The 23,425-nt window shown below is 72.6% G+C and carries 20 protein-coding genes and 2 pseudogenes; 14 read left to right on the top strand and 8 right to left on the bottom strand.

Annotation, left to right across the window (positions count from 1 at the left end; all coding sequences use genetic code 11):
• Positions 1-26 precede the first annotated feature (26 nt).
• Complete coding sequence (locus ABWV20_RS09045; protein ID WP_353354705.1) at positions 27-860, bottom strand: pyruvate, water dikinase regulatory protein; 834 nt, start codon at positions 858-860, stop codon at positions 27-29.
• Positions 861-965: 105 nt separating this feature from the next.
• On the opposite strand from ABWV20_RS09045, the gene ABWV20_RS09040 reads away from it, so the two are divergent.
• Positions 966-1,925, top strand: coding sequence for a cobalamin biosynthesis protein (locus tag ABWV20_RS09040; RefSeq protein WP_353354703.1), 960 nt, complete (start codon positions 966-968; stop codon positions 1,923-1,925).
• Here ABWV20_RS09040 and ABWV20_RS09035 read toward each other — a convergent pair.
• Positions 1,922-3,697 (bottom strand): SulP family inorganic anion transporter, encoded by a 1,776-nt coding sequence (locus ABWV20_RS09035; RefSeq protein ID WP_353354702.1) that lies wholly within the window; start codon positions 3,695-3,697, stop codon positions 1,922-1,924. The genes ABWV20_RS09040 and ABWV20_RS09035 overlap by 4 nt on opposite strands.
• 86 nt (positions 3,698-3,783) lie before the next feature.
• Positions 3,784-4,200, bottom strand: a complete 417-nt coding sequence (locus ABWV20_RS09030; RefSeq protein WP_353354700.1) for a hypothetical protein — start codon at positions 4,198-4,200, stop codon at positions 3,784-3,786.
• 19 nt (positions 4,201-4,219) lie between these two features.
• Here ABWV20_RS09030 and ABWV20_RS09025 point away from each other — a divergent pair, with 19 nt between their 5' ends.
• Both ABWV20_RS09025 and ABWV20_RS09020 read left to right on the top strand, forming a co-directional pair.
• Positions 4,220-4,864, top strand: a complete 645-nt coding sequence (locus tag ABWV20_RS09025) for a polysaccharide deacetylase family protein (protein ID WP_353354699.1) — start codon at positions 4,220-4,222, stop codon at positions 4,862-4,864.
• A 486-nt stretch (positions 4,865-5,350) separates the two neighbouring features.
• A complete protein-coding gene (locus tag ABWV20_RS09020) occupies positions 5,351-5,659 on the top strand; it encodes a hypothetical protein (RefSeq protein WP_353354698.1) in 309 nt (102 codons plus the stop codon).
• On the opposite strand, the gene ABWV20_RS09015 is transcribed toward ABWV20_RS09020, so the two are convergent.
• Positions 5,644-6,606 carry a MerR family transcriptional regulator gene (locus ABWV20_RS09015; RefSeq protein ID WP_353354696.1) on the bottom strand — a complete coding sequence of 321 codons (963 nt, stop codon included), beginning with the start codon at positions 6,604-6,606 and terminating at the stop codon, positions 5,644-5,646. The genes ABWV20_RS09020 and ABWV20_RS09015 overlap by 16 nt on opposite strands.
• Before the next feature lie 40 nt (positions 6,607-6,646).
• Positions 6,647-7,075 carry an SRPBCC family protein gene (locus ABWV20_RS09010; protein WP_353354695.1) on the bottom strand — a complete coding sequence of 143 codons (429 nt, stop codon included), beginning with the start codon at positions 7,073-7,075 and terminating at the stop codon, positions 6,647-6,649.
• Between the two features lie 104 nt (positions 7,076-7,179).
• Here ABWV20_RS09010 and ABWV20_RS09005 point away from each other — a divergent pair, with 104 nt between their 5' ends.
• From ABWV20_RS09005 to ABWV20_RS08975, 7 genes are read left to right on the top strand one after another with little or no spacing between them, the layout of a single operon-like run.
• The gene (locus tag ABWV20_RS09005; RefSeq protein WP_353354694.1) at positions 7,180-8,457 is read left to right on the top strand and encodes an NAD(P)/FAD-dependent oxidoreductase; all 1,278 of its coding nucleotides are present in this window, start codon (positions 7,180-7,182) and stop codon (positions 8,455-8,457) included.
• Positions 8,454-9,209, top strand: coding sequence for a DUF1365 domain-containing protein (locus ABWV20_RS09000; RefSeq protein ID WP_353354693.1), 756 nt, complete (start codon positions 8,454-8,456; stop codon positions 9,207-9,209). The genes ABWV20_RS09005 and ABWV20_RS09000 overlap by 4 nt, the downstream gene beginning before the upstream one ends.
• A complete protein-coding gene (locus ABWV20_RS08995) occupies positions 9,206-10,513 on the top strand; it encodes a class I SAM-dependent methyltransferase (RefSeq protein ID WP_353354691.1) in 1,308 nt (435 codons plus the stop codon). Before ABWV20_RS09000 ends, ABWV20_RS08995 begins: the two co-directional genes overlap by 4 nt.
• Positions 10,510-11,262: an SDR family NAD(P)-dependent oxidoreductase gene (locus tag ABWV20_RS08990; RefSeq protein WP_353354690.1), complete on the top strand. Its 753-nt coding sequence runs from the start codon at positions 10,510-10,512 to the stop codon at positions 11,260-11,262. The genes ABWV20_RS08995 and ABWV20_RS08990 overlap by 4 nt, the downstream gene beginning before the upstream one ends.
• Positions 11,259-12,623 (top strand): cryptochrome/photolyase family protein, encoded by a 1,365-nt coding sequence (locus tag ABWV20_RS08985; RefSeq protein WP_353354688.1) that lies wholly within the window; start codon positions 11,259-11,261, stop codon positions 12,621-12,623. Before ABWV20_RS08990 ends, ABWV20_RS08985 begins: the two co-directional genes overlap by 4 nt.
• A gap of 4 nt (positions 12,624-12,627) precedes the next feature.
• Positions 12,628-13,347 (top strand): CPBP family intramembrane glutamic endopeptidase, encoded by a 720-nt coding sequence (locus ABWV20_RS08980; RefSeq protein WP_353354851.1) that lies wholly within the window; start codon positions 12,628-12,630, stop codon positions 13,345-13,347.
• Positions 13,348-13,350: 3 nt separating this feature from the next.
• Positions 13,351-14,850: a tryptophan-rich sensory protein gene (locus ABWV20_RS08975; protein ID WP_353354687.1), complete on the top strand. Its 1,500-nt coding sequence runs from the start codon at positions 13,351-13,353 to the stop codon at positions 14,848-14,850.
• Positions 14,851-14,866: 16 nt separating this feature from the next.
• On the opposite strand, the gene ABWV20_RS08970 is transcribed toward ABWV20_RS08975, so the two are convergent.
• Positions 14,867-15,904, bottom strand: coding sequence for a GlxA family transcriptional regulator (locus ABWV20_RS08970; protein WP_353354685.1), 1,038 nt, complete (start codon positions 15,902-15,904; stop codon positions 14,867-14,869).
• A 91-nt stretch (positions 15,905-15,995) separates the two neighbouring features.
• Between ABWV20_RS08970 and ABWV20_RS08965 the strand changes: the two genes are divergently transcribed.
• Positions 15,996-16,256 (top strand): hypothetical protein, encoded by a 261-nt coding sequence (locus tag ABWV20_RS08965; protein ID WP_353354684.1) that lies wholly within the window; start codon positions 15,996-15,998, stop codon positions 16,254-16,256.
• Here ABWV20_RS08965 and ABWV20_RS08960 read toward each other — a convergent pair.
• A complete protein-coding gene (locus ABWV20_RS08960) occupies positions 16,240-16,362 on the bottom strand; it encodes a hypothetical protein (protein WP_353354859.1) in 123 nt (40 codons plus the stop codon). The genes ABWV20_RS08965 and ABWV20_RS08960 overlap by 17 nt on opposite strands.
• Here ABWV20_RS08960 and ABWV20_RS08955 point away from each other — a divergent pair.
• A pseudogene (locus tag ABWV20_RS08955) lies at positions 16,361-17,119 on the top strand (DMT family transporter); the annotation flags it as partial. The gene ABWV20_RS08960 and the pseudogene ABWV20_RS08955 overlap by 2 nt on opposite strands.
• 141 nt (positions 17,120-17,260) lie before the next feature.
• On the opposite strand, the pseudogene ABWV20_RS08950 reads toward ABWV20_RS08955, so the two are convergent.
• Positions 17,261-19,789 (bottom strand): annotated as a pseudogene (locus tag ABWV20_RS08950) (AMP-binding protein); the annotation flags it as partial.
• Between the two features lie 234 nt (positions 19,790-20,023).
• On the opposite strand from ABWV20_RS08950, the gene ABWV20_RS08945 reads away from it, so the two are divergent.
• Entirely contained in the window at positions 20,024-20,209 is a 186-nt protein-coding gene (locus ABWV20_RS08945; protein WP_353354683.1) for a hypothetical protein, read from the top strand.
• A 148-nt stretch (positions 20,210-20,357) separates the two neighbouring features.
• Positions 20,358-23,309 (top strand): helix-turn-helix transcriptional regulator, encoded by a 2,952-nt coding sequence (locus tag ABWV20_RS08940; protein WP_353354681.1) that lies wholly within the window; start codon positions 20,358-20,360, stop codon positions 23,307-23,309.
• Positions 23,310-23,425: the final 116 nt, after the last annotated feature.

Below are 23,425 nucleotides of genomic sequence, written 5' to 3'. Positions count from 1 at the left end.
CCGGTGGTGACGGGCGGCCCGTCCCGCTAGGCGAGGTTGCTCATGTGCCGGGTCTGCATGATGACGGCAGCCATCTCCTCGACCGACATCGACGCGGAGTTGATCGAGGGGATCCGGTGGGCTCGGTAGAGCGCGTCCGCCCGGCGCAGCTCGTAGCTGCACTGGGCCAGCGACGCGTACGTGGAGCCGGGCCGGCGCTCGCTGCGGACCTGGCTGAGTCGGGCGGGGGTCGAGACGAGGCCGAAGCACCGGTCGGCGTACGGCCGGATCGGCCGAGGCAGGTGGTTCGACTGGAAGTCCTCCTCGACGAGGGGGTAGTTGGCCACCTTGATGCCGTGCTGGAGGGCGAGGTACATCGACGTCGGCGTCTTGCCGCAGCGGGACGGCGCGACGAGGATCAGCTCGGCCTGGGCGAGGTTGCGCAGGCTCTGGCCGTCGTCGTGCTCCATGGCGTACTCGATGGCCTTCATCCGCTGCTCGTAGCGGCGCGGGTCACCGAGGCCGTGCAGGCCGGCGCGGTTGTGGCTGGCGTTGACGTGGAGGACCCGCTCGATCGCGTCGAGGTGCGAGCCGAAGAGGTCGATGAAGGCGCACCGCGTCTTCTGCAGCTCGGTGCGGACCTCCTCGTCGGCGACGGTCGAGAAGACGAGAGGGGTGACGGAGGGGGTCATCGCCGCATCCATCTCCGCGACGACCTGGCGGGCCACGTCCGCAGTCGTGATGAACGGGATCTTGCGGCGCCGGAAGCGGACCGTCGGGAACTGGTTGAGCATGAGGTTGCCCAGCGTCTCGGCGGAGATGCCCGTGCCACCGGCGAGGAAGAACACCGGTGTCTCGGCGACGCTGTCGGGTGCGCTCACGGCGCCACTGTGCCACAGCGGGCGGGCGACGTGCCCACGCCGTCCGCCCCTGCGGAACACCCCCACGGATCTGGCAGACTTCCCGCGGCGACAGGAGGGACCGCAGTGACCGGTGACGTCGGGTCGAGAGCGATCGGGCTGGCCGTCGGCTTCGCGGCCGACCGGCTGCTCGGCGACCCGAGACGATGGCACCCGGTGGCCGGCTTCGGGGCCGCCGCAGCCGCCGCCGAGATGCGGACGTATGCCGCCGGGCGCGCCGCCGGGGTCAGGCACGTCGCGCTGCTGGTCGGCTCCACCGCCGCCCTCGGGCTGGTGGCCGAGCGGGCGACGCGGCGCTCGCCACTGGCGCATGCCTTAGCGACTGCGGCGGCCACGTGGGCCGTGCTCGGCGGGCGCTCACTCGTCCGTGAGGGAGCCGCGCTCAGCGAGCACCTGGCCGCGGACGACCTCGCGGCCGCGCGCGCCCGGCTGCGCAACCTCGTCGGGCGCGACGCGACCCGCCTCGACGAGCGCGGCATCGCGCGGGCCTGCGTCGAGTCGCTCGCCGAGAACACCTCCGACGCCGTCGTCGCACCGCTCCTGTGGGGTGGCGCCCTGGGCATCCCGGGTCTGCTCGCATACCGCGCCATCAACACCCTCGACGCCATGGTCGGCCACCGCACCACGCGCTACCGCGAATTCGGTTGGGCCGCAGCCCGACTGGACGACCTCGTCAACTGGGTTCCCGCCCGCGTCGCGGCTGGGGCAGCGTTGACCGGGGCCGCGGTCGACGGGGACTCGCTCGCCGTGTCCCGCGCCAGGGACGCGATCAGCCACGACGCTCCGGCCCACCCGAGCCCCAACGGCGGCGTCGTCGAGGCGGCCTTCGCCGGCGTCCTCGGCGTGACGCTGGGAGGGACCAACGTCTACGAGGGCCGCGCCGAGGACCGGGGGACGCTGGGAACGGGACCGAGCCCAGCGGCATACGACATCGCACGCGCCGGGCGCCTCTCGGAACGGGTCGGCCTCGGAGCGCTCGTCGTCGCCATCGGGATCGCGCTGGCCACGGGGCGGCGGGTGCGCTAGCGCTCGGGGTGCTTCGGCTGGGGCGGGACGGGCGGGATGTCGACTCCCTCGAGCGGGTGCCCGTGGGTCTGCTCGTACCAGGTCGCGTAGGCCGCGACCGCGGTCGGCAGGGTCGGGAAGATGAGGTCCGCGCCCACCTTGTCGACGAAGCCGGCAGCCTCGAGGGGCTCACGCATGTCCTGCTTGACGCGAGCCATCGCGAAGCGGATGCCCTCCTCCTCCAGCGACAGGCGCAGGGTCTCGAGGGCGTCGACGGCAGTGAGGTCCACCTCGGTGTTGGCCTCGGCGTTGAGCAGGAACCACTCCACCGGCGCGACCCGCTGGGAGTCACCCACCGCCGCCAGCGCCCGACGGACGAAGTCGTGCGAGTTGGCGAAGAAGAGCGGCGAGTCGTAGCGGTAGACGACGAGGCCCGGCACCTGCACGGCGTTGGAGTGGTCGTCGATGTCGTGCATGCCGGCGACGTTCGGCACGTAGCCGAGGACACCGTCGTGCGGGTGGACGATGCGGCGGAGCAGGTCGAGCACCGACAGCACGATCGCGACGCCGATGCCCGGCAGCACGCCGAAGACGAGCACGGCGACGGTCGTCGACAGGGACAGGACCAGCTCGCTGTGCCGGAACCCGGTGATCCGGCGCAGCTCGGCCACGTCGACGAGGCGCAGCGCGGCGTAGACGACGACGCCGCCGAGGGCCGCGGTGGGGAAGGCGGCGAGGACCGGCCCGAGCCAGAACATCGTCGCCGCGAGCACGCCGACGGAGACCAACGAGTGCAGCTGGGTCCGCGCGCCCATGGCGTCGGCGAGGACGGTCCGGCTGCCGCTCGAGCTGACCGGGAACCCGGACGCCAGGCTCGAGGCGATGTTGGCGGCCCCGAGTGCGACGAACTCCTGGTTGCTGTCGATCGTCTCGCGGCGCTTGAGCGCGAAGGCACGTCCGGTGAGCACGTTGTCGCTGTAGGCCACCACGGCGACGCCGATGGCCGCAGGAAGCAGCGCCCAGATCTCCACGTCGTCGAGCCGGGGCAGGCCGAACGGAGGCAGGCCCTTGGGCACCTCCCCGACCACCGCGACGCCCTCGTCGGCAAGGCCGAGGGCCTGGACGAGGGCCGCGGCACCGAGCATCGCGATGAGCGGCCCGGGCCACCGCCGCGCCCAGCGACCGAAGGCGAGCAGCAGCGCGAGAACACCGAGGGCGATCGCGAGGGTCGGCCAGTGCACCTGCTCGAGATGCGTCGCGGTGAAGCCGACCTCCTCGAGGAACGAGCCACCCTCCACGTCGATCCCGGTGATCTTGCCGAGCTGGCTGACGATCATCAGCGCGGCGATGCCGGCCATGTAGCCGACGAGGACCGGCTTGGACAGCAGCTCCGCGAGGAAGCCGAGCCGGACGAGCCAGGCGAGCACGCAGACCACGCCGACGGCCAGGGCGAGCAACGCGGCCAGCTCGGCGTGGCGGCCGGCCCCGGCCGCCCCGGCCAGCGCGCCGACCCCCGCAGCGGTCATCAGGGCGGTCGTCGACTCCGGGCCGACCGACAGCTGCCGTGAGGAACCGAGCAGCGCGTAGACGACGAGAGCCGGGGCGCACGCCCAGATCCCGGTGATGGCGGGCAGTCCCGCCACCTCGGCATAGGCCATCACCTGCGGGATGAGGTAGGCCGAGACGGTGACGCCGGCGAGGACGTCGCCGCGCAGCCAGGCGCGGTCATAGGTGACGAGGACGCCCAGCCCGGGCGCGAACCGGCGCCACGCCGACTCCCGTCCGTCGCTCACGTGCCGAACGTACCGTCCCGTCGCGGTGTGACGCACGAGACGCGTGCCGTGTGCCACAGCTGTCAACCAGCGGGTGAGGACGGGCGTCAACTGGAGGAGTAGGAAGAAGGCGCCATGGCCACACTCCACCGGCCCCGGTCCCGCTGGTTCGCGGCAGCGAGCCTGGCTGCGAGCCTGCTCCTCGCCGCCTGCGGGGGACCTGGCCCTGATCCTCTCGGGCAGCCGTCATCCACGAGCCCGACGCTCCCTCGGCCGACCACGTCCGCGAGCGCCTCGTCCTCCATTCCGCCGTCGGTGTCGACACCCGCGCCGCGGCCGACCACGTCGGCGACGCAGCCCCGGACACGTGCACCGTCCTCGTCGACCGCCACCAGGTCCGAGCCCACCAGATCCGGGCCCACCAGATCCGGGCCCACCAGTTCCCAGCCCACCACGCCGAAGCCGAAACCCACGTCGTCCCCCACGACGCCGACTCCTCCGCCGACGACCCCCCGTCCGACCACCACCTCCTCCCCGCGCCCGGTGGCCTGCTCGATCCCCGACGGCCTGCTCGGCCGTGACCTGACGAGGGTGCCGACCGACCGCAAGGTCGTCGCGCTCACCTTCGATGCGGGCGCGAGCAACGACGGGGTGGCCTCGATCCTCGCCACGCTGGCCAGACGGGACGTCCCGGCGACCTTCTTCCTCACCGGTGACTTCGTCGACGCCTTCCCGGACAGCGCCCGGGCGATGGCGAAGTACCCGATCGGGAACCACACCTACAACCACCCCGACCTGACGACCCTCTCCGACACCCGGATCCGGGTCGAGGTCAACGGTGCGGAGAGCCGGCTCAGGGCCGTGACCGGTCAGGACCCCCGGCCGTACTTCCGCTTCCCGTTCGGCGCGGTCTCGACGCACACCATCGCCGTGGTCAACTCGGAGTGCTACGTGCCCTTCCGGTGGACCGTCGACACGTTGGGCTGGAAGGGGACGTCGGGCGGCCAGACGGTCTCGACCGTGGTCGGCCGGGTGCTGGACGCGGCCGTCCCCGGTGAGATCGTCCTCATGCACGTGGGGGCGCACCCCGAGGACGGCTCGACACTCGACGCCGACGCCCTTCCCCGGATGATCGACGCGCTGCGGGCGCGGGGCTATGGCTTCGTCACGCTGCAGGCCGTGCTCTGATCGGGCCCCTGAGGACTGCGCATGCCGACCCGCGGCAGCCATCCCCGCCCAGCGGCATACGACAACGGTCCCGGCGCCTCGAGCCCTGTGGCGCCCGGCTCCCACCACGACGGGTCGATGACCCTCGCGCCGACGGCAGTGCCGTCCGGGCGCGGCCGGGCCTCCAGCCGTCGGCCCGTCGTGACAGGACACCGTATGCCGCTGGGCCGGCCAGGCGCGCCGGCCTCCCTCGCTGGTCGCACCCTCCCGGCCGCCTGAGGCGTGCGCTCCCCGACCAGCTGGCCACCACCGAACGGGCCGGGGCCCGGTTCGTGTCGTCAGCATGTGCGACCGGCCACCACCGATCGGGCCGGGGCCCGATTCGTGTCGGACGCGCCGCCTGGCACGTCACTCAAGGTGGACCGACATTGCACAAACACTTGACAGACCTTGTGCAGATGGCCGCACAATGGGATTCCCACCGAGCCACAACCTCAAGGAGTTCCCATGAAGAAGCTCACCGCCACCCTCGCCGCGGCCGCTGTCGCCTCGCTGGGCGCCGTCGCCACCGCCGTCCCCGCCTCGGCGGCACCTGACACCGCGTGCCAGCAGGCCGGCCTCAAGACGCTCATCGAGGCCCGTCTCATGGACGACGTCGCGCGGGGCGGCCTGCCCATCGCGACAGCTGTCGGCCTCGGCGTCGCTCCGCGGGCGACGACCGACGTGTCGGCCCTGCCGGACCCGCTGCCGCTGTCCGTCATCCTGGCCGACCACCGGGCCGGCTCCTCGAGCCTCTTCGTCTACCCCTGGTGCTGAGGCTCGCCTGAACCGCCGGCGCCCGGCTGCCAACCCCCGGCCGGGCGCCGCGCGGACAGGGTCGAGTCCACGAGCTCGATGGCCCCACGCATGTCGTGGCCCAGGGGCACCGACCCGACCCCCACGTCGTCCTGCATCGCGCCGCCCATGAAGACGACGAGATCCGGATGGGCCGCGCCCAGCTCCGCACACACCTGGCGGGCCGGGACCACATCTGCGGCCCGCGGCACCGCGAGCACCACCGCCGCGGCCCCGCGCGCCACCACTGCCGTCGCCCAGTCCCCCGCCGGTAGGTCTGCCCCCAGGTAGGCCGTCGAGAACCCGGCCCGCCGGAGGGCCACGGCGAAGGCGAGGACGCCGAGCTCGTGCCGCGCACCAGGGGGCAGGCCGAGGGTGATGATCGGGCCGGTCGCCCTGGCCCCGGCCGCCTCGTAGGCAGCCGCGAGACGCCGCTGGACGGCATAGCTGAGCAGGTGCTCCCCGGCGATGGAGATCCTGCCGTCGGCCCAGCTGTCGCCGATGACGACGAGCGCGGGCATCAGCCAGTCGTCGACCACCCGCTCGAAACGGGCGCGACTGAAGGCCTCGTCGAGGATCTCCGAGACCGCGACGGTGTCGAGCCTCCCGGCAGCCCGGACGAGGTCGTCGACACCGGGGAGCGGCGGCTCCCGCCGGGGCAACGGGCCGGCCGCGACCTCCGACAGCGGGCCCTGTCGGCGCCCACCGCCCGAGACGCGGGCCTTCGTCTCCGCGGCAGCCTCGCGCGCCGACCACCCCTCGTTGACGAGCGACGACATGATGCCGAGGGCCTGCAGGTCCTCGGCGGAGTACAGGCGGTAGCGGCCGTCGGTGCGAGCGGGGCTGACGACGCCGTAACGCCGCTCCCAGGCCCGGAGGGTCGACAGGCTGATGCCGGTCAGCTCTGCGGCGCGCTTGATGGTGTACATGGTTTGTGCAGTCTAGGTCTCCGGCGGCACCGAAGTGCGCTCAGAGCCCCTGCAGGGAGTGGCGCAGTCCGTGGGCGCCGTTGTCGACCAGGCGCTTGAGCGCCGGCGCGAGCAACGGAGCAGCGATCCTCCGGTAGCCCTTGAGGTCAAAGGTCGCGGAGTAGGTGACGGTCGCCTCCCGGGAGTCGCCCTCCACGGTCATGTCGTCGTGGGCGACCAGGCTGTCGTTGGCTCCGCGAAGGACGATGCGCCGGCCGGGCTCGAGCTCGGTGACGACGTAGCTCACCTCGGCGTCACGCCCCATGAACCGAGAGACGTTCCGATACCGCGTGCCGACCCCGCCGGTCCCCGAGATGCGCTCGGTCGTGACGGTGGCGGGATCCCACTCGGTGGTCGTCGTGAAGTCGGACAGATAGGCGAAGACCCGGTCGGCGGGCTGGCTGACGGTCACGGTGCGAACGAACTGCATGGCACTCTCCTTCTACTAACCTTTGACAAACTTTATACAGAGACTTTACATTGAGTCACACGTGAGGGGAACCCCACCTCCACGAGCACCTGAGGGAGACCCCCATGAACGAGAACCGGCAGCCGACGGTCGCCGTCGTCGGATCAGGCGTCGCCGGCCTGACCGCGGCCCACGTCCTCGCCCGCAGTCACGCAGTCACCCTCTTCGAGGCGGACCAGCGGGTCGGCGGGCACGCGCACACCCACACCGTCCCCGCCACCGGCCCGGCCGGCCAGAGCCCGCTCCGGGTCGACAGCGGGTTCATCGTCCACAACGAGCGCACCTACCCCCACCTGCTCCGGCTCTTCCACGAGCTCGACGTCGAGACCCGCCCCACCGAGATGAGCATGAGCATCACATGCGAGGGGTGCGGTCTCTCCTACGCCGGCGGCCGAGGCCTCCCGGGCATCCTCGCCCAGCCGTGGCGCGCCGCGGACCCGCGGTATGTGCGGCTGCTCACCGAGGTCCCCCGGTTCCACCGGGCGGCCCGACGGCTCCTCGCCGACCCCTCGACGGAGCCGACGTGGGGCGAGTTCCTGCGCGACGGCGGCTTCTCCCGCTACTTCGTGCGCCACTTCGCCATCCCCCTCGTCGCGACGGTCTGGTCGTGCGGCGACCTCGACGCCGCGACGTACCCGGCGCGTCACCTCTTCCAGTTCCTCGACCACCACGGCATGCTCACGGTGAGCGGCTCGCCCCAGTGGCGCACCGTCGTCGGCGGGTCGGCCACCTACGTCGACCGCCTCGTCTCCCGGCTGCCCGACGTGCGCCGCTCAGCCCCCGTCACCGCGGTCGAGCGCCACGACGACGGCGTCGACGTGCGCGTCGGCGACGCCGCCCCCGAGCGTTTCGACCGGGTCGTCGTCGCCACCCACGCCAACCAGGCCCTGGACCTGCTCGCGGATGCCACCCCGCAGGAGAAGGAGGACCTCGCGGCCATCCGGTACTCCCGCAACACCGTCTGGCTCCACCGGGACTCGTCGGTGCTGCCGCGGGCCCGGCAGGCCCGGGCCGCGTGGAACTACCGGATGCGCTCCTGCGACGCGCCGAGCCCCCAGGTCACGGTCAGCTACTGGATGAACCGTCTGCAGGGCCTCGACGGCACCGAGGACCACGTCGTCACCCTGGACCCCGGCACCCACGTGGACCCCGCGGCGGTCACGGCCGACATGTCCTACGAGCACCCGATCTTCACGAGTGAGGCGGTCGCCGCCGCGGGCCGGCTGCGCTCCGCCGGGGGTGAGCGCCTGGCCTTCGCCGGGGCCCACCTCGGCTGGGGCTTCCACGAGGACGGCTGCCGCTCCGGCGTCGAGGCGGCAGAGTCGTTCGGAGCCTCCTGGTGAGCACCACCATCGCCCCGCCAGCAGTTCCGAGCCTCGTCGAGGGGGTCGTCACGCACACGCGCCGGACGCCGTTGACGCACCGCTTCCGACACCGGCACTACCAGTGGCTGGTGGACCTCGACGCCCTGCCGCGCCTGCCGTGGCCGCTCTCCCTGCTCGCCCGCTTCGAGCCGGCCGACCACCTCGACGGCGGGCGGCTGGGCGGGGGGATCCGCGGCGACCTCGACCGGTTCCTCGCCGCGCGCGGCGTCGCGCTCCCGGCCCGGGCCCGAGTCCTCATGCTGGCGCACGCGCGCTCCCTCGGCCACGTCTTCGACCCGCTCACCGTCTTCTGGTGCCTGGCCCCCGACGGCCGGCTCGTGGCGGCTGTCCTGGAGGTGCACAACACCTACCGAGGCAGGCACGCCTACCTCGTCGACGTCGACGACGACGGGCGCGCCGTCGTCGACAAGGCCTTCTACGTCTCCCCGTTCAACGACGTCTCCGGCTCGTACGAGGTGCGTCTCATCCTCGACGAGCAGCGCGTCGCCGTGGCGATCCGACTGACCAGGGACGGCCACACGGTTCTCGACGCGGCGGTGACGGGCACCCCGACACCGGCGAGTGGCCGGGCCCTCGTCTCGACCGCGGCCCGGCACGCGCTGATGACCCACCGCGTCACGGCCCTGATCCGGTGGCACGGTGTGCGACTGTGGTTGCGGCGCCTGCCCGTGGTACCCCGACCAAACCGCCTGGAGGAGGCAGTCCGATGACCACGATCCAGCCCCAGCCCGTCCTTCCCACGCTCGCGCCGATCCGGCTGCAGGCCAAGCTGGCCCGCACGATCTTCGAGCAGGTCCTCGACCGCGTTCCCGTCGACGTCCTCCTCCCGGACGGCACTCCGCTGCGGAGGGCACCCGCGAGCGGGAGCGAGCCCAGCGGCATACGGCCCGCGGTCGAGCTGCGCCGACCCTCCGACTTCTTCGAGCGCCTCGCCCACCACCCGAAGATCGGGATCGGGGAGGCCTACATGGCCGGGGACTGGCGCGCCGCGCCGGGGACCGACCTCGCGGACGTGCTCCGACCCTTCGCCGAGCGTCTCACGACGGCGATCCCGCGCCACTGGGTCGCCCTCCGGCAGGTCGTCGACCGCGCCATCCCGCGCGACCAACGCAACACGCTCACCGGGTCCCGGCGGAACATCGAGGCGCACTACGACCTGTCCAACGAGCTCTTCGCCGCCTTCCTCGACGAGACACTCACCTACAGCTCCGCCCTCTTCGACCGGACCATCCCGCTCGAGGACCAGACCCTCGAGGACGCCCAGCTGCGCAAGGTGCGCGCTATCCTCGACGAGGCCTGCGTCGGCGAGGGCACCCAGCTCCTCGAGATCGGCACGGGCTGGGGGACGCTGGCCATCGAGGCTGCGCAGCGAGGCGCCCGGGTGACGACCCTGACGCTCTCGCGGGAGCAGGCCGCGCTCGCGCGTCAGCGCGCCGACGCAGCCGGCGTCGGCGACCGCGTCGACATCCGCCTCGAGGACTACCGCGAGGCGCGCGGCAGCTACGACGCGATCGTGTCCGTGGAGATGATCGAGGCCGTCGGCGAGGAGTACTGGCCCACCTACTTCCGAGCGATCGAGGGCCTCCTCGCGCCCGGCGGGACGGTCGCCATCCAGGCCATCCTCATGTCCCACGACCGCTACCTCGTCACCCGTCGCTCCTACGGCTGGATCCAGAAGCACATCTTCCCCGGCGGCCTCATTCCCAGCCTGCGCGCCATCCGCGACGTCACGGGCCGCGAGACCCAGCTGCGGGTGACGGGTGTCCACGGCTTCGGCCACGACTACGCCGAGACCCTGCGGCGCTGGCGCGCCACCTTCGTCGAGCAGTGGCCCGAGGTCCAGCGCCTGGGCTTCGACGAGACGTTCCGGCGCAAGTGGGAGTTCTACCTCGCCTACTGCGAGGCGGGTTTCGCGTCCGGCTACCTCGACGTGGCCCAGATCCGGCTCGAGCGGCAGGGACCCGGTCTGCGTGGCGTCGCCGGGCACGCCGACGCTGCCCGGGACGCGACATGAGGGCACCGCTCGCGGGGCAGAAGGTCTGGGTCGTCGGTGCATCGAGCGGGATCGGGGCGGAGCTGGCCCGGGAGCTCGTCCGCCGCGGCGCCGACGTCGCCATCAGCGGGCGGCGGACCGCCGAGCTGGAGGACGTCTCCGCGGGTGCCATGACGACCGTGCCGGTCGACGTCACCGACTCGGCCGCCGTCGACGCGGCGGCAGCAGCCGTCCGCGAGCGCCTCGCCGGCCTCGACATCGTGGTCCACAGCGCCGGCTACTGGAAGCAGTTCGACGCCGCGGCGTGGGACCGTGACGTCTTCGCCCGCCACGTCGAGGTCAACCTGCTCGGCCTGAACAACGTGCTCGGGGCCGTGGTGCCCGGGTTCGTCGCGCAGCACCGCGGCCACGTCGTGGGCATCGCCTCCGTGGCCGGCTACCGCGGGCTGGCCGGGTCGGAGGCCTACGGCGCCACCAAGGCGGCGCAGCTGAACCTGCTCGAAGGACTACGGGCCTCCCTGTCGCCCAAGGGAGTCCAAGTCACGACGGTCGCTCCGGGGTTCGTCCGCACCGAGATGACCTCGGTCAACGACTTCCCGATGCCGTTCCTCATCGAGGCCGACGAGGCGGGGCGGAGCATCGCTGACGGGCTCGAGCGTGGGCACGAGAACATCGTGTTCCCCAAGCGGATGGCCCTGGCGGCGGGTGTGGCCCGCATCGTCCCCGGGAGAGTGTGGACGGCCCTCACCTCACGAGGTGCGCGGGCGTGACGGTCTCGGTGCTCTGGTTCCGGCGGGACCTGCGGTTGTCGGACCACCCGGCGCTGCTCGCCGCGCTGGACGCCGGGGCGTCGGTGCTCCCCGTCTTCGTCCTCGACCCCCGCCTCCTGACGGCTCACCGACCCCGGTCACGGCGTCTCGTCGCCTCGGTCCGGGCGCTCGCCGAGTCCCTCGAGGGACGCCTCGTCGTCCGCACCGGCGACCCGGTCGAGGTCGTCCCCGCGCTCGCCCGTGAGGTCGGCGCCGGGACCGTCCACGTGACGCGGGAGACGACGCCCTTCGGGCGCCGGCGGGATGCTGCGGTCGAGGCGGCGCTGGGAGCCGAGGGTCGTCGCCTCGTCGCGACCGGGACGCCGTATGCCGCTGGGCCCGGTCTCCTCGTCACGCAGGCCGGGGCGCCCTACCGCGTCTTCACCCCGTTCGCCCGGGCCTGGCGCGACCGCGGGTCCCCGCCGCCGGCCGTCCCCCCGCTGCGGATCCCGTGGTTCGACGGAGACGTCGACGGAGTCGCGCTGCCGGCGGTCGCCGGAGTCAGCTCGGTCGGCCTGGCCGGCGAGGTGTCGGCGCGGCAGCGGTGGCTCGACTTCCTCGCCGACGGCCGTCTGGCCGGCTACGGCCACGACCGCGACCGCCCCGACCTCGACGTCACCAGCCGGATGTCGATCCCGTTGAAGTACGGCGAGATCCACCCTCGGACCCTGCTCGCCGACATCGCCAGCCACCCCGACGGCAGGACCACGGGCGCGGGCACGTTCGTCACGGAGCTGGCCTGGCGGGAGTTCTATGCCGACGTCCTCTGGCACCGGCCCGAGTCGGCGTGGCAGGACCTGCGGCCCGAGCTCAGCCGGATGCCCTACGACTCCGACCCCGAGACGGATCGGCTCGTCGACGCCTGGCGGCAGGGCCGGACCGGCTACCCGATCGTCGACGCCGGGATGCGCCAGCTCCTCGGTGAGGGGTGGATGCACAACCGCCTGCGGATGATCACGGCGAGCTTCCTGACCAAGGACCTCCACGTCCGATGGCCGGTCGGCGCGCGGCACTTCCTCGACCACCTGCTCGACGGCGACATCGCCTCGAACAGCCACGGCTGGCAGTGGGTGGCCGGCACCGGGACCGACGCCGCGCCCTACTTCCGGGTGCTCAACCCGGTGCGACAGGCGCACCGCTTCGACCCCGACGGGGAGTACGTGCGGCGATGGGTGCCCGAGCTGAGGCACCTCGAGGGTCCCGCAGTGCACGAGCCGTGGGACCGCCCGAATGGGTACGACCATGGGTATCCCCGCCGTGTGGTCGACCACGACGCCGAGCGCAGGGAAGCCCTGACCCGCTACGAGCTGTCCAGGAGGTGACGTGGTGCGAGGCCCGGTGGCCGAGCTGCGGGCGTTCATCGACGCGGCGCTGGTGCGGCCCGTCGCGGCCCCACAACCGGATCCTCCCGCGGCCCTGCTCCGACGGCGGCTCGTCGTCGCCGTCAGCCTCGTCATCGGAGCCGCTGTCCTCGCGTGGGCGCTGCGGATCCGCCCCGGCGACGCCCTCTTCTACGCTGCGACCCTGGCCCTGGCGGCCGTGTGGGCGCTGGGTGCGGTGCTCTCCGGTCGCCTGCGGCTGGGGCTCGGCCACACCCGCCGGGGTGCCCGGCAGCGCCCGGTCGTCCAGTCGCTGGCCCTGGGCGGCCTGCTCCTCGCCGTGTTCCTCGTCGGTGCCCTCGTCGTGGCCCGGGTCCCGGTGCTGCGCGAACCCGTCGACGACCTGCTCGACCACGCCCGCTTCGGCTCCCTCCCCGTGGTGCTCGGGATCACGGTCCTCAACGGCGTGGCGGAGGAGCTGTACTTCCGCGGCGCCCTCTATGCGGCCCTCCCGAAGCACGCCGTCGCCGTCACCACGGTCCTCTACGCGCTGACGACGGTCGGCAGCGGCATCCCCCTGCTCGTGCTCGCCGCGGCCGTGGTGGGCCTCGTCACCGCCCTGCAGCGCCGCGTCACCGGGGGGATCCTCGGACCGGTCATCACCCACATCACGTGGTCGGCCGGAATGCTCCTGCTCCTCCCACCCGTCCTCGACCTCGTGAGGTGAACCATGACCGCCAGCCCCGCGGCCAGCCCCGCCGACCAGTCCCCCGGCCAGTCCTCCGACCGGTCCCCCGGCCAGTCCCCCGACCAGCCGAGCGACCGGACCGTCCTCGTCACCGGCGCCTCCGGCTACATCGGGGGACAGCTGGTTCCCCGGCTCCTCGCCGAGGGCTGGCAGATCCGCGTCCTGACCAGACGGGCCGGTTCGCTCGACAGCCAGCCGTGGGCTCGGGATGTCGACATCGTCGTGGGGGACGTCGCGGACCGGGGCGGCCTCGAGACGGCGCTCAGCGGCATACGGGCTGCGTACTACCTCGTCCACTCGATGGATGACGAGCCCGGCTTCGCCAGGCGCGACCGGGCGGCGGCTGCTGCCTTCGGCGCTGCGGCGCGCGCGGCGGGAGTGCAGCGCATCGTCTACCTCGGCGGGCTCCACCCGGACGACGAGGAGCTCTCGCCCCACCTCGCGTCCCGCGTCGAGGTCGGCCGCATCCTCCTCGACTCCGGGGTGCCCACCGCGGTCCTCCAGGCCGCCGTCGTCGTCGGGGACGGGTCCGTGTCCTTCGACATGCTGCGCTACCTGGCCACCCGCCTGCCCGCGATGGTCGCTCCCAAGTGGCTGGACAACAGGATCCAGCCGATCGCCGTCGACGACGTCGTCACGCTGCTCGTCGGCGCCGCCGACCTGCCGGCCGACGTCAACCAGACCTTCGACATCGGGGGGCCGGAGGTGCTGACCTACCGGGAGATGATCCAGCGGTTCGCGGCCGTGACCGGCCTGCGGCGCCGACTCGTCGTCACCGTCCCGGTCCTGACCCCCCGCCTCGCCAGCCACTGGGTCGGCCTGGTCACGCCGATCGGCGCCGGGATCGCCAAGCCTCTCGTCGGCAGCCTCGTCCACGAGGTCGTCGCCAAGGAGTCGGACCTGCTCGACCTCGTCGCCGTGCCGACCGGCCTCACCGGCTTCGACGAGGCTGTCCGGCGGGCCATGGACGGGACGCCTCCTGACACGGCCCTGCGCAACCTCGCCCTCACGGCTGGTGCTGTCACAGCTACGGCTCTGGTGGGATCGCTTGCCACCCAGCCCAACTCGCGCTGGTATCGCAACCTCGACCTGCCCGCGTGGCAACCGCCGAAGGCCGCCTTCCCCATCGTCTGGACCCTGCTCTACGCCGACATCGCCGCGAGCGCCGCGGCCGTGCTCACCGAGCTGGACCGTTCTGCAGAGCCGGCGGAGGCGAGGACCGGATCACCCCGGGACCGCTTCCTGGCGGCGCTCGCGGGCAACCTCGTGCTCAACGCGGGGTGGAGTGTCATCTTCTGGAGGGGCCGGAGCCCGGGTGTCGCCGCCGTCGAGGCTGCCGCCCTGACGGCCAGCGGCGCCCACCTGGCGCGGCGCGCGGCAGCCGTCCAACCGGTGGCCGGCCGAGCCCTGGTGCCCTACGCCGTGTGGTGCGGCTTCGCAACCGTGCTCAGCGCCGCGATCCACCGACGGAACCGGCGATGACGAGTTCTATGCCCGTCTAGTGTGCTGCCAATACGTCGGTAGATAGCACGATCGACTGTTCACTCGAGGCCTTCCACGGCGGCTGCCCGGACGGTGACCGCGCCCCGTGGCCGGCGAAGGTCCTGCGGTACTGGAGGGGGGCCAGGCCGACCTCCCTCTGGAAGTGGGTGCGCAACAGGGCTGCGGTCGCGAAGCCGCAGGCCCGGGCGATCCCCTCGACGTCGAGGGTGGTCGTCTCGAGGAGCCGCCGCGCCCGCAGCACGCGCTGGGCGGTCAGCCACTTGTGCGGCGTCGTGCCGACCTCCTGGCTGAACCGCCGGGCAAAGGTCCGCTCCGACATCGTCACCCGCGCCGCGAGGCTCGGGATCGAGTGCTCCTCGTCGAGGTGCTCGAGCAGCCAGTCGAGCAGCCCCTGCAGGCCGTCCGACGGCTCGGCCGGCATCGGCGACTCGACGAACTGGCGCTGGCCCCCCGCACGGTGCGGGGACACGACCATGCGGCGCGCGATGCGGTTGGCCACGTCGGTGCCGAGCTCCTGACCGACGAGGTAGAGACAGGCGTCGATCCCGGCAGCCGTCCCGGCGCTAGTCAGGACCGGACCGTCGTCCACGTAGAGGGCGTCGAGGTCGACCCTCGCTCTGGGGAACCGGGTGGCGAGGAGGTTCGCGTACTTCCAGTGCGTGGCACAGTCACGGCCGTCGAGGAGCCCGGCCTCGGCCAGCCAGAAGGCGCCGCTGCAGACGGAGAGCACGCGCGCGCCGCGGTCGACCGCCTCCCGGAGGATCTCGAGCACCTCTGGGCGGGACGGGCCGTTCACCGAGCCGCCCGGGACGGCAACGAGATCCGCGTCCCGCGCTGCGTCGAGGGAGTGGGTGGCGACCACACCCATCCCGGTCTTGGTCGCGAGGACTCGGGTCGGGTCAGCGGCACACACCCGGAAGTCGAAAGAGGGGACACCGTCCTCGGTCCGGTCGATGCCGAAGACCTCGCAGAGGACGGCGAGCTCGAACGGCGCGACGGGCTCCTCGAGGATCACGGCGACCGAGCGCAACATGCAGCGAGTCTGACACACGTGGCAGGAATCTGGCGAACATCGTCGGTTCTGCCACTCGTGGCCGGAATTGATCGTGCGACATATTTCTGCCATGCGTTCCCTGATCCCCCTCGTGTTCCTCGGCCTTCTGGTCGTCGCCCTCCAGGCGCAGCACCGGCGTTCCTCCACGACGCCGGGCTGGCGCCCGGGTGGGTCCGGACCCGACCGTGACGACGAGAGGCTCCTTCGCGACCTCAGCGTCCGGACCGGCTCCACCGTCGCGCCGTCCTCCGGCACCTGCTCCGCGTCGCCGGGCGCGGTCGCGAAAACTCGGACGACGCCGGCGCGCGCGATGCCTACGGTCGTGCCATGACCATGCCCGCACGCTCGTCCTCCACCGAGACCGCGGACGCCGGCCGCTCCGCCCCGCTGCCGACCACCCCGAGCCGCGCCCCGACCTGGGTCGTCCTCGCGGCCATGGGCATCACGCTGGTCCTCTGGGCGTCGGCCTTCGTCGCAATCCGACACCTGGGCCATGACGTCCCGCCCGGAGCCCTGTCCCTGGGCCGACTCCTCGTCGCGACCCTCGCCCTCGGCGTCCTCGTCTTCCGGCGGCCGCCCACGTGGCCGCGCCCCGGCGACTGGGGCCTGCTCATCCTCTGTGGCGTGGCGTGGTTCGGCATCTACAACCTCGCCCTCAACGACGCCGAACGCCGCATCGACGCCGGCACGGCCGCGCTGCTCGTCCAGATCGGCCCGATCATCGTCGCGCTGCTCGCCACGGTCTTCCTCGGCGAGCGCATGACTCCGTGGCTGCTCGTCGGAATGGTGATCGGCTTCGGTGGCGTCGTCATCATCGCCCGCGGCTTCGCCAACGGCGGGTCCGGCGACCGGTTGGGTGTCTGGCTCGCCGTGGCCGCAGCAGTCACCTACGCGATCGGCGTGCTGGCTCAGAAGCCGCTCCTCCGGCGGCTGCCCGGACCCGAGGTGACGTTCCTCGCGTGCGTCATCGGCGTGGTGACCTTGTTGCCGTGGTCGGGCGAGCTCGTCACCGTCGTGCGCGAGGCCGACCCGAGCTCACTCCTGTGGATCGCCTACCTGGGCATCTTCCCGACTGCCGTCGCCTTCTCCCTGTGGGCCTTCGTCCTGGCGCGCCGCGACGCGGGCCGGTTGACGCTGACGACCTTCCTCGTGCCGTTCATCGCGACCCTGGTCGCCTGGGTCCTGCTCGGAGAGGTTCCACCGGCGCTGACCTTCCTCGGTGGGGCGCTCTGCATCACCGGGGTGCTGCTGACACGGCGCCAAACGCGCGTTCGCGGCAGCCGTCAGCGCGCGGCGGGCAGCGGGAGCGCCCTTGGTCCAGAGCCACCAGTAGCCGACACCGACCGCGAGCGAGCCGAGGAACGCGGGGATGGGCGCTCCCCAGAGGTGCTCGAGCACCTGCCAGTGGATGACGTAGACGTACAAGGAGCTCGCGGCGAGCACCTGGACCGCCGGGACGAGCCAACTCGGGATCCGCGAGAGCGGCTTCCAGATGAGCAGCAGCACGAAGGCGAGCGAGAGCCCGTCCCGGGCCGGGTTGCCGGAGAAGGTGCCGACGCTGAGCACGGCGACGGCAGTGACGATCCACTGCTCGCGGCGCGTCCCCGCACGGGCGATGCTCCACCCGAGGAAGAAGAGGAACAGGACGACGAGCGCCGAGCCCTGCATGCGTGGCCCCGGTAACGGGTAGAGCGGAAGACGCAGGGTGAAGGCGGCGGCCGTCAGCGCCAGCGGCAGGCCGAAACGCCAGCGCCGCTCCGCCCGTGCGAACGCCGGCAGCGCCACGAGTGCCATGGCGACGACGAGGGCGACGACGAGCGCCTCGATGAACCAGAACCGCCACGGCGGACCGAGTCGCTCCTCGCCCAGCAGCCAGTTGGCGAGCAAGAGGTTGCGCGGCTCGTAGTAACCGCCGACGAGGTGCGCCGGGACGATCACTGCCACCGTGGGCAGGACGACGCGCGCGGCCCCCCTGGCCAGGGCCCGCACCCGGACTCGCGCACGCTCCGAGGCGAGGGCGAAGCGCACGACGTTGAAGCCCACGAGGACGAGCAGCGCATGCGCGGTTCCCTGCAGGGCGAAGAGATCGGCATGGGTCCCGACGATGAGGACGATCGCGACTGCCCGCAGCCAGACGTTCGTCTCGACGGTCCGGCCAGGGCGGCGGCGGCTCCACGGCCGTGTGGACGATGCGGCCCCGCCGTCGGCCGGTCCACCCGGTGAGGCGTCGCCGACCGCAGCGGATCGGCCCGTCGCCACCTGCTGGAGGACCTCGACCGACGTGACGTGCCAGGCGGGCGGCAGGGTCCCGAGCAGCTCCTCCAGGCGGATCGAGACCTCGACATAGGACAGGGAGTCCCCTCCCAGGGACACGAACGTCGACGACGCGGCGACGTCAGCGCGGCCCAACGCTGCTGCGTAGAGGGCAGCGACGGAGGTCGCGGGGCCGGAGGCTCTCTCGTCGACCGGAGCACTGGAGTCGACGAGCGCGAGCACCTCGTGGTAGTCCGTCTTGCCGTTCGAGAGGGTGGCGTGCTCCGCAACGCCGACCACCCGCACGGCCGAGACCGGCGCTCCGCTGAGCCTGCTCGTCAGGCGCCGGACCGCGCCGTGGTCCACCGCCCGGGCGCCGCGCGCCGACTCGCGCACGGCGACCCCGAGGAGGCCCTCACGGCCGGCGCAGCGCACGTCGTAGCCGCCGGCCCGCAGGCCGGCCTCGATGCGATCGAGGTCGATGCGGTGACCGAGCACCTTCGTGAACCTGCTCCTCCGGCCCGTCACCTCGTAGAGGCCGGACTCCGTCAGGTGCCCCAGGTCGCCCGTGCGGAGCCGGTCGATGGTGCGCGGGAGGGCGAGGTCCGCCGGCGACTCCGCATAGCCGAGCATGACGTTCGGTCCGGAGTAGACGAGCTCGCCGTCGACGACCTCGAAGGACCCCCCGGGGACCGGCACGCCGATGCTCGCTGCGTGCTCGAGCGTGAGGTGGGGGGGCAGGTACGCCATGCGCGCCGTCGCCTCGGTGGCGCCGTACATGACGAAGAGGTCCCAGCCCCGCGTCCGTCCCACCCGCGCCCAGTGCCGGACCCGGTCCGGCTCGAGCCGGCCGCCGGCCTGCGTGACGTAGCGCAGGGTCGGCAGGTCCATCGACTCGAAGCCGACCCGCTCGAGCAGCTCGAAGGTGTAGGGGACCCCGGCCAGCGTGGTGGCGCCCGCGTGGCGGAACAGTTGCCAGAAGCACTCGTCGACGACCGACAGGTCGGTCAGGGCGATGCTCGCGCCCCGGCTGAGATGACTGTGCACCACCGAGAGTCCGTAGCAGTAGTGGAGCGGCAACGTCGTCGCGGCGCAGTCGTTCTCGCGAATGCCGAGGTAGGTCGCGATCTGGTCGGCATTGGCCTCGAGGTTCTCCCACGAGAGCCGCACGAGCTTCGGGGAGCCGGTGGAGCCGCTCGTGCTGAGCAGCAGGGCGAGGTCAGGATGCAGCTCGTGGGTCGACGTGTCGCGCAGCAGCGTGATCGTGCCGTCCGCGGCGATGACGGCATCCGGCTCGTAGGCCGCCCGCATCGTCACGCGGGCGGGCTCGCTCTCGCTCGGGACCAGGAGCACCACGTGGCCGCCCGCGAGGGCACCGAGGTAGCCGACGAGGCTCTCCAGCTGGTTGCCACCCTCGACGAGGACGAGTCGGCGCGCGGTGCCGAGCGCGCCGGCGACGGCGTCGACCCGGCGCGCCAGCTCGGCGTAGGTGACCGTGCCCTGCTGGGTGACGACGGCCCGGGCCTGCCCGCGGTCCGCGAGGTCGCGCAGCCACGGGAGCCCGGAGGACACCCGCGACGCCGTCTCGACCACCGCAGTCACGCGCAACATTGAATAGGTAAGCCTTACCTAAAGCAAGCCGGTGTCCGCCAGGTCACAGCGACCCAGGCAGCCGTCTGAGGTACCCCGCCGTCTGAGGTACCCGCCGCCCAAGGACCCAGCCACCTGAGGTAGGCGGGCCGTGGACGTCGGGGGCGGAGATAGGGATCTCGCCCGATGTGGGCGACTACCTCACGAGCCGACTCTGGGGAGGTCAGAAACGAGCGGACGACGACAGGGAACATCATGACCACCTCCATCACCTTGATCACCCCAGAGTTCATGAAGGCGGAGCTGCAGGCTCGGTACGAGCCGGGCCCCCGCCGCACGTGGCGGCGCCGGCCGGCACCGTCGCTCTCCGTCGAGGCGCGCGCCCACCGCCGGCGCCGTGACGAGGGCACCCGCGTGGCCACGCCGGCCCGGGCGTACTGACCCTGGCCCGGGCCCCCAACCGTCTCGCGGCCCGAGCTGCACACGGAGCTCTCTCGTGGACACCGTCAAGAGCGCACCGACCGCTGCCACCTCCACCGTCCCCGAAACCCCCGAGACGTGGTCCGACCCATACCGGATAATCCGGCGTATGCCGTTCACCACCGGTGCCATGGTCGGCCGCGACTCGGAGCTGGCCCGCCTCGCGGGAGCCGTCGGAGTCGTCGACTCGCCCGATGCCTCCCGCGGCGGCGTGGCCATCGTCTCCGGGGATGCTGGCATCGGTAAGTCGCGCCTGCTGATGCAGCTGACCTCGGACGCGAGCCGGGCCGGTTGGCTCACCGTCACCGGCCACTGTGTCGGGCAGGCCGGTAGCGCTCTCGCGTACCTCCCGTTCGTGGAGCTCATCGGCCTGCTCGACACCATGGCGCCCGATGTCGTCACCCAGGTGCTCGGCTCCCACCCGAGCCTATCCCGGCTCCTCCCACGCAGGGACGGCGACACCCCGGGCAGCACCGACTCGGCGAAGGAGGCCAGCCCCGGCCTCGTCGCCGAGTCGGTCCATGCGCTGCTCACCGCGCTCGGGGCGAAGCAACCCACCCTGGTCGTCATCGAGGACGTCCACTGGGCCGACCACTCGTCCCGTGACCTGCTCACCCTCCTGCTGACCCGCGCCTTCACGACTCCCGTCGGCCTCGTCGCGAGCTACCGGTCCGACGACCTGCACCGCCAGCACCCGCTCCACGAGACCCTCGCCGTGTGGGATCGCATCCCCCACGTGGCCCATGTCAGCCTGGCTCCCCTCTCCGACGCCGCCGTGGACGAGATCGTCGAGGGCATCGAGGGCGTGCCCGACGACGAGCGCACGCTGCGGGAGATCACCCGACGGGCGGAGGGCAACCCGTTCTTCGCTGAAGAGCTCGCAGCGAGCGCGGTCGCCGGTCACCAGGTGAGCGGGGGGCTGGGCCGGGTCCTCCGGGCCCGCATCGAACGCCTCGACGAGACAGCCCAGAGCGTCGTGCGCGCGGTGTCCCTCAAGGGGGGCCGGTTCATCGGGCACGAGCTGCTGGCCCGGATCATGGCCCTGCCCGAGCCGGATCTGGAGGCGGCGATCGCCCAGGCGGTCGAGCACCACGTGCTCGAGACGAAGTGGCCGCCCGCCTACACCTTCCGTCACGCCCTGCTCGGCGAGACGGCAGCGGAGGCGCTCCTCCCCGGCGAGCGGCTCCGGCTCCACAAGAGGTATGCCGCTGTGCTCGCTGAGTGCCCAGACCTGGCTCCCGCGTCGGAGCTGGCGCGGCACGCCGCCGCCAGCGGAGACCTCCCTGCCGCGGTGGCGGCCAGTCGCGCCGCGGCCGAGGCCGCCATGGAGGTCGGCGGGCCGCAGGACGCCCTCTTCCACTTCGAGCAGGCGCTCGGCTGGCTGGAGGAGGACGACCCCGAGGGTGACGACGTGACGATCCGGGCCTCGGAGGCCGCCACGGCCACCGGCGACATCCTGCGGGCCGTGCGGTTGCTCAGGGACGCCATCGACAACCCCGGGCCCCGACAGCGGCCGGAGGTCCGGGCTGAGCTGCTCGCCCGCTACGCGACGCTCTCCCGGATGCTCGACCTCCCGGTCGAGGGCCTCGAGCTGACCGCGCAGGCCGTGGCCCTCCTTCACCCGGACGAGACCCCGCGGCGGGTGCTCGTGCTCATTGCGCACGTCCAGCAGCTCGTCGACGCGGGCGACCTCGTCGCCGCCGTCCGCACCGGGGACGAGGTCATGGCGATGGCGGAGCGGCTGGGGATGGGCGAGTCCCTGCTCGAGATCCGGACGATCCTGACCCGGGTCATCGAGGCACAGCAGGATCTCGACGCCGTCGAGGCGTATCTCCGGGGGTTGCTCGAGGACGTCAAGGGGACGGACAACCCCATCCAGCTGCGCCTGGCCCACCAGCTCGCGGCGGTCGCGCACCGCCGTGGAGACCTGCGCGGCGCCTTGGCGCACTACGACGAGGGCACCCGCATCGCGCGGCGACTCCACCTGCAGTGGGCGCCGTGGGGGCTGGACTGCCGTCTGCTGAGCGGGTTGACCGCCTACGAGCTGGGCGAGTGGGACTCTGTCGCGAGCCGCCTGGGGCTGGCCTCCAAGGTGACACCGCAGCCGGCGCGTGCGCTCTTCGAGGCGGCGGCGCTCACCGTCCCCGTCGGCCGCGGCGAGGTCGTCGCCGGCAGCCGGCTGCCCGCCCTGCGGGAGTGGTGGTACGTCGACGGGCTGGCCGTGGTCCTGACCGTCATGCCCGGCATCGACCTGCTCGGCGACAGCGGTGACCTCGTCGGCATGGTCGAGCTGACCTGTGAGGCGGCGCAGGCGCTCGACAAGGTGTGGGGCACCTACCACGCGAGCGTGCGGATGGCGGCCCTCCTGGCCGGTCAGGTCGCCGCGCTCGGTCCACGGGCCGAGGCGGAGCTGCGGGAGCGGGCCGTGCGAGCAGTCGACGAGCTGCAGGCGAGGGCCGACAGGCTCGTGGCGAAGACCATCCGCAAGACCGCGGGGCCCGAGTGGGACCCGGCCGACATCGACGTGCTGCGCGAGTCGAGCACGGAGACGTGGGCGTGGGCGACGCGACTCCGCGCCGAGCGGTTCCGGCTGACCTGGGCGCTGGGTCAGGACGAGGCCCCGCCGGCCGCGGACATGGTCGGCGCCTGGGTTCGGGCGGTCGAGGCGTTCGACCGGCTCGGTCATGTCTTCGAGGGAGCCCGCTCCCGCGCCCGGCTCGCCGCCGCCCTGCACGCGGCTGGTCACGACGCCGAGTCGCGCCGCTTCGCAACGGAGGCACGAGAGGTGGCGGCTCGGCTTCGCGCCGCACCGCTCCTCCGCGAGATCGACGCCCTGTCGCCCCACCCCGGAGCCTCGGGCGGACCGGTCGAGCTCACCCCGCGCGAGCTGGAGGTGCTGGCTCTGGTCGCCCGCGGCCTGTCCAACGGCCAGATCGGCAAGCAGCTCTACATCAGCACGAAGACGGTCAGCGTCCACGTGTCCAACCTCCTCGCCAAGCTCGGGGCTGCCGGGCGCACCGAGGCGGCCGTCATCGCTCGCGACCGTGCTCTCGTGCGCTGAGCAGCATGTAGGCAATCTGCTCCTCCAAATGCCTCTTTGGGTGATCAGAATGGGCAGTGTGATCAGCGATTGGTGGACCGATTGCGCATCGAATCCTGATGGGCTCACAGTGGCGG

This window comes from Intrasporangium sp. DVR, from assembly GCF_040365325.1.
Classification (GTDB): Bacteria; Actinomycetota; Actinomycetes; order Actinomycetales; family Dermatophilaceae; genus Intrasporangium.
The sequence above is the reverse complement of the archived record's forward strand: the minus strand, read 5'-3'. Positions and strand labels throughout refer to the sequence as shown.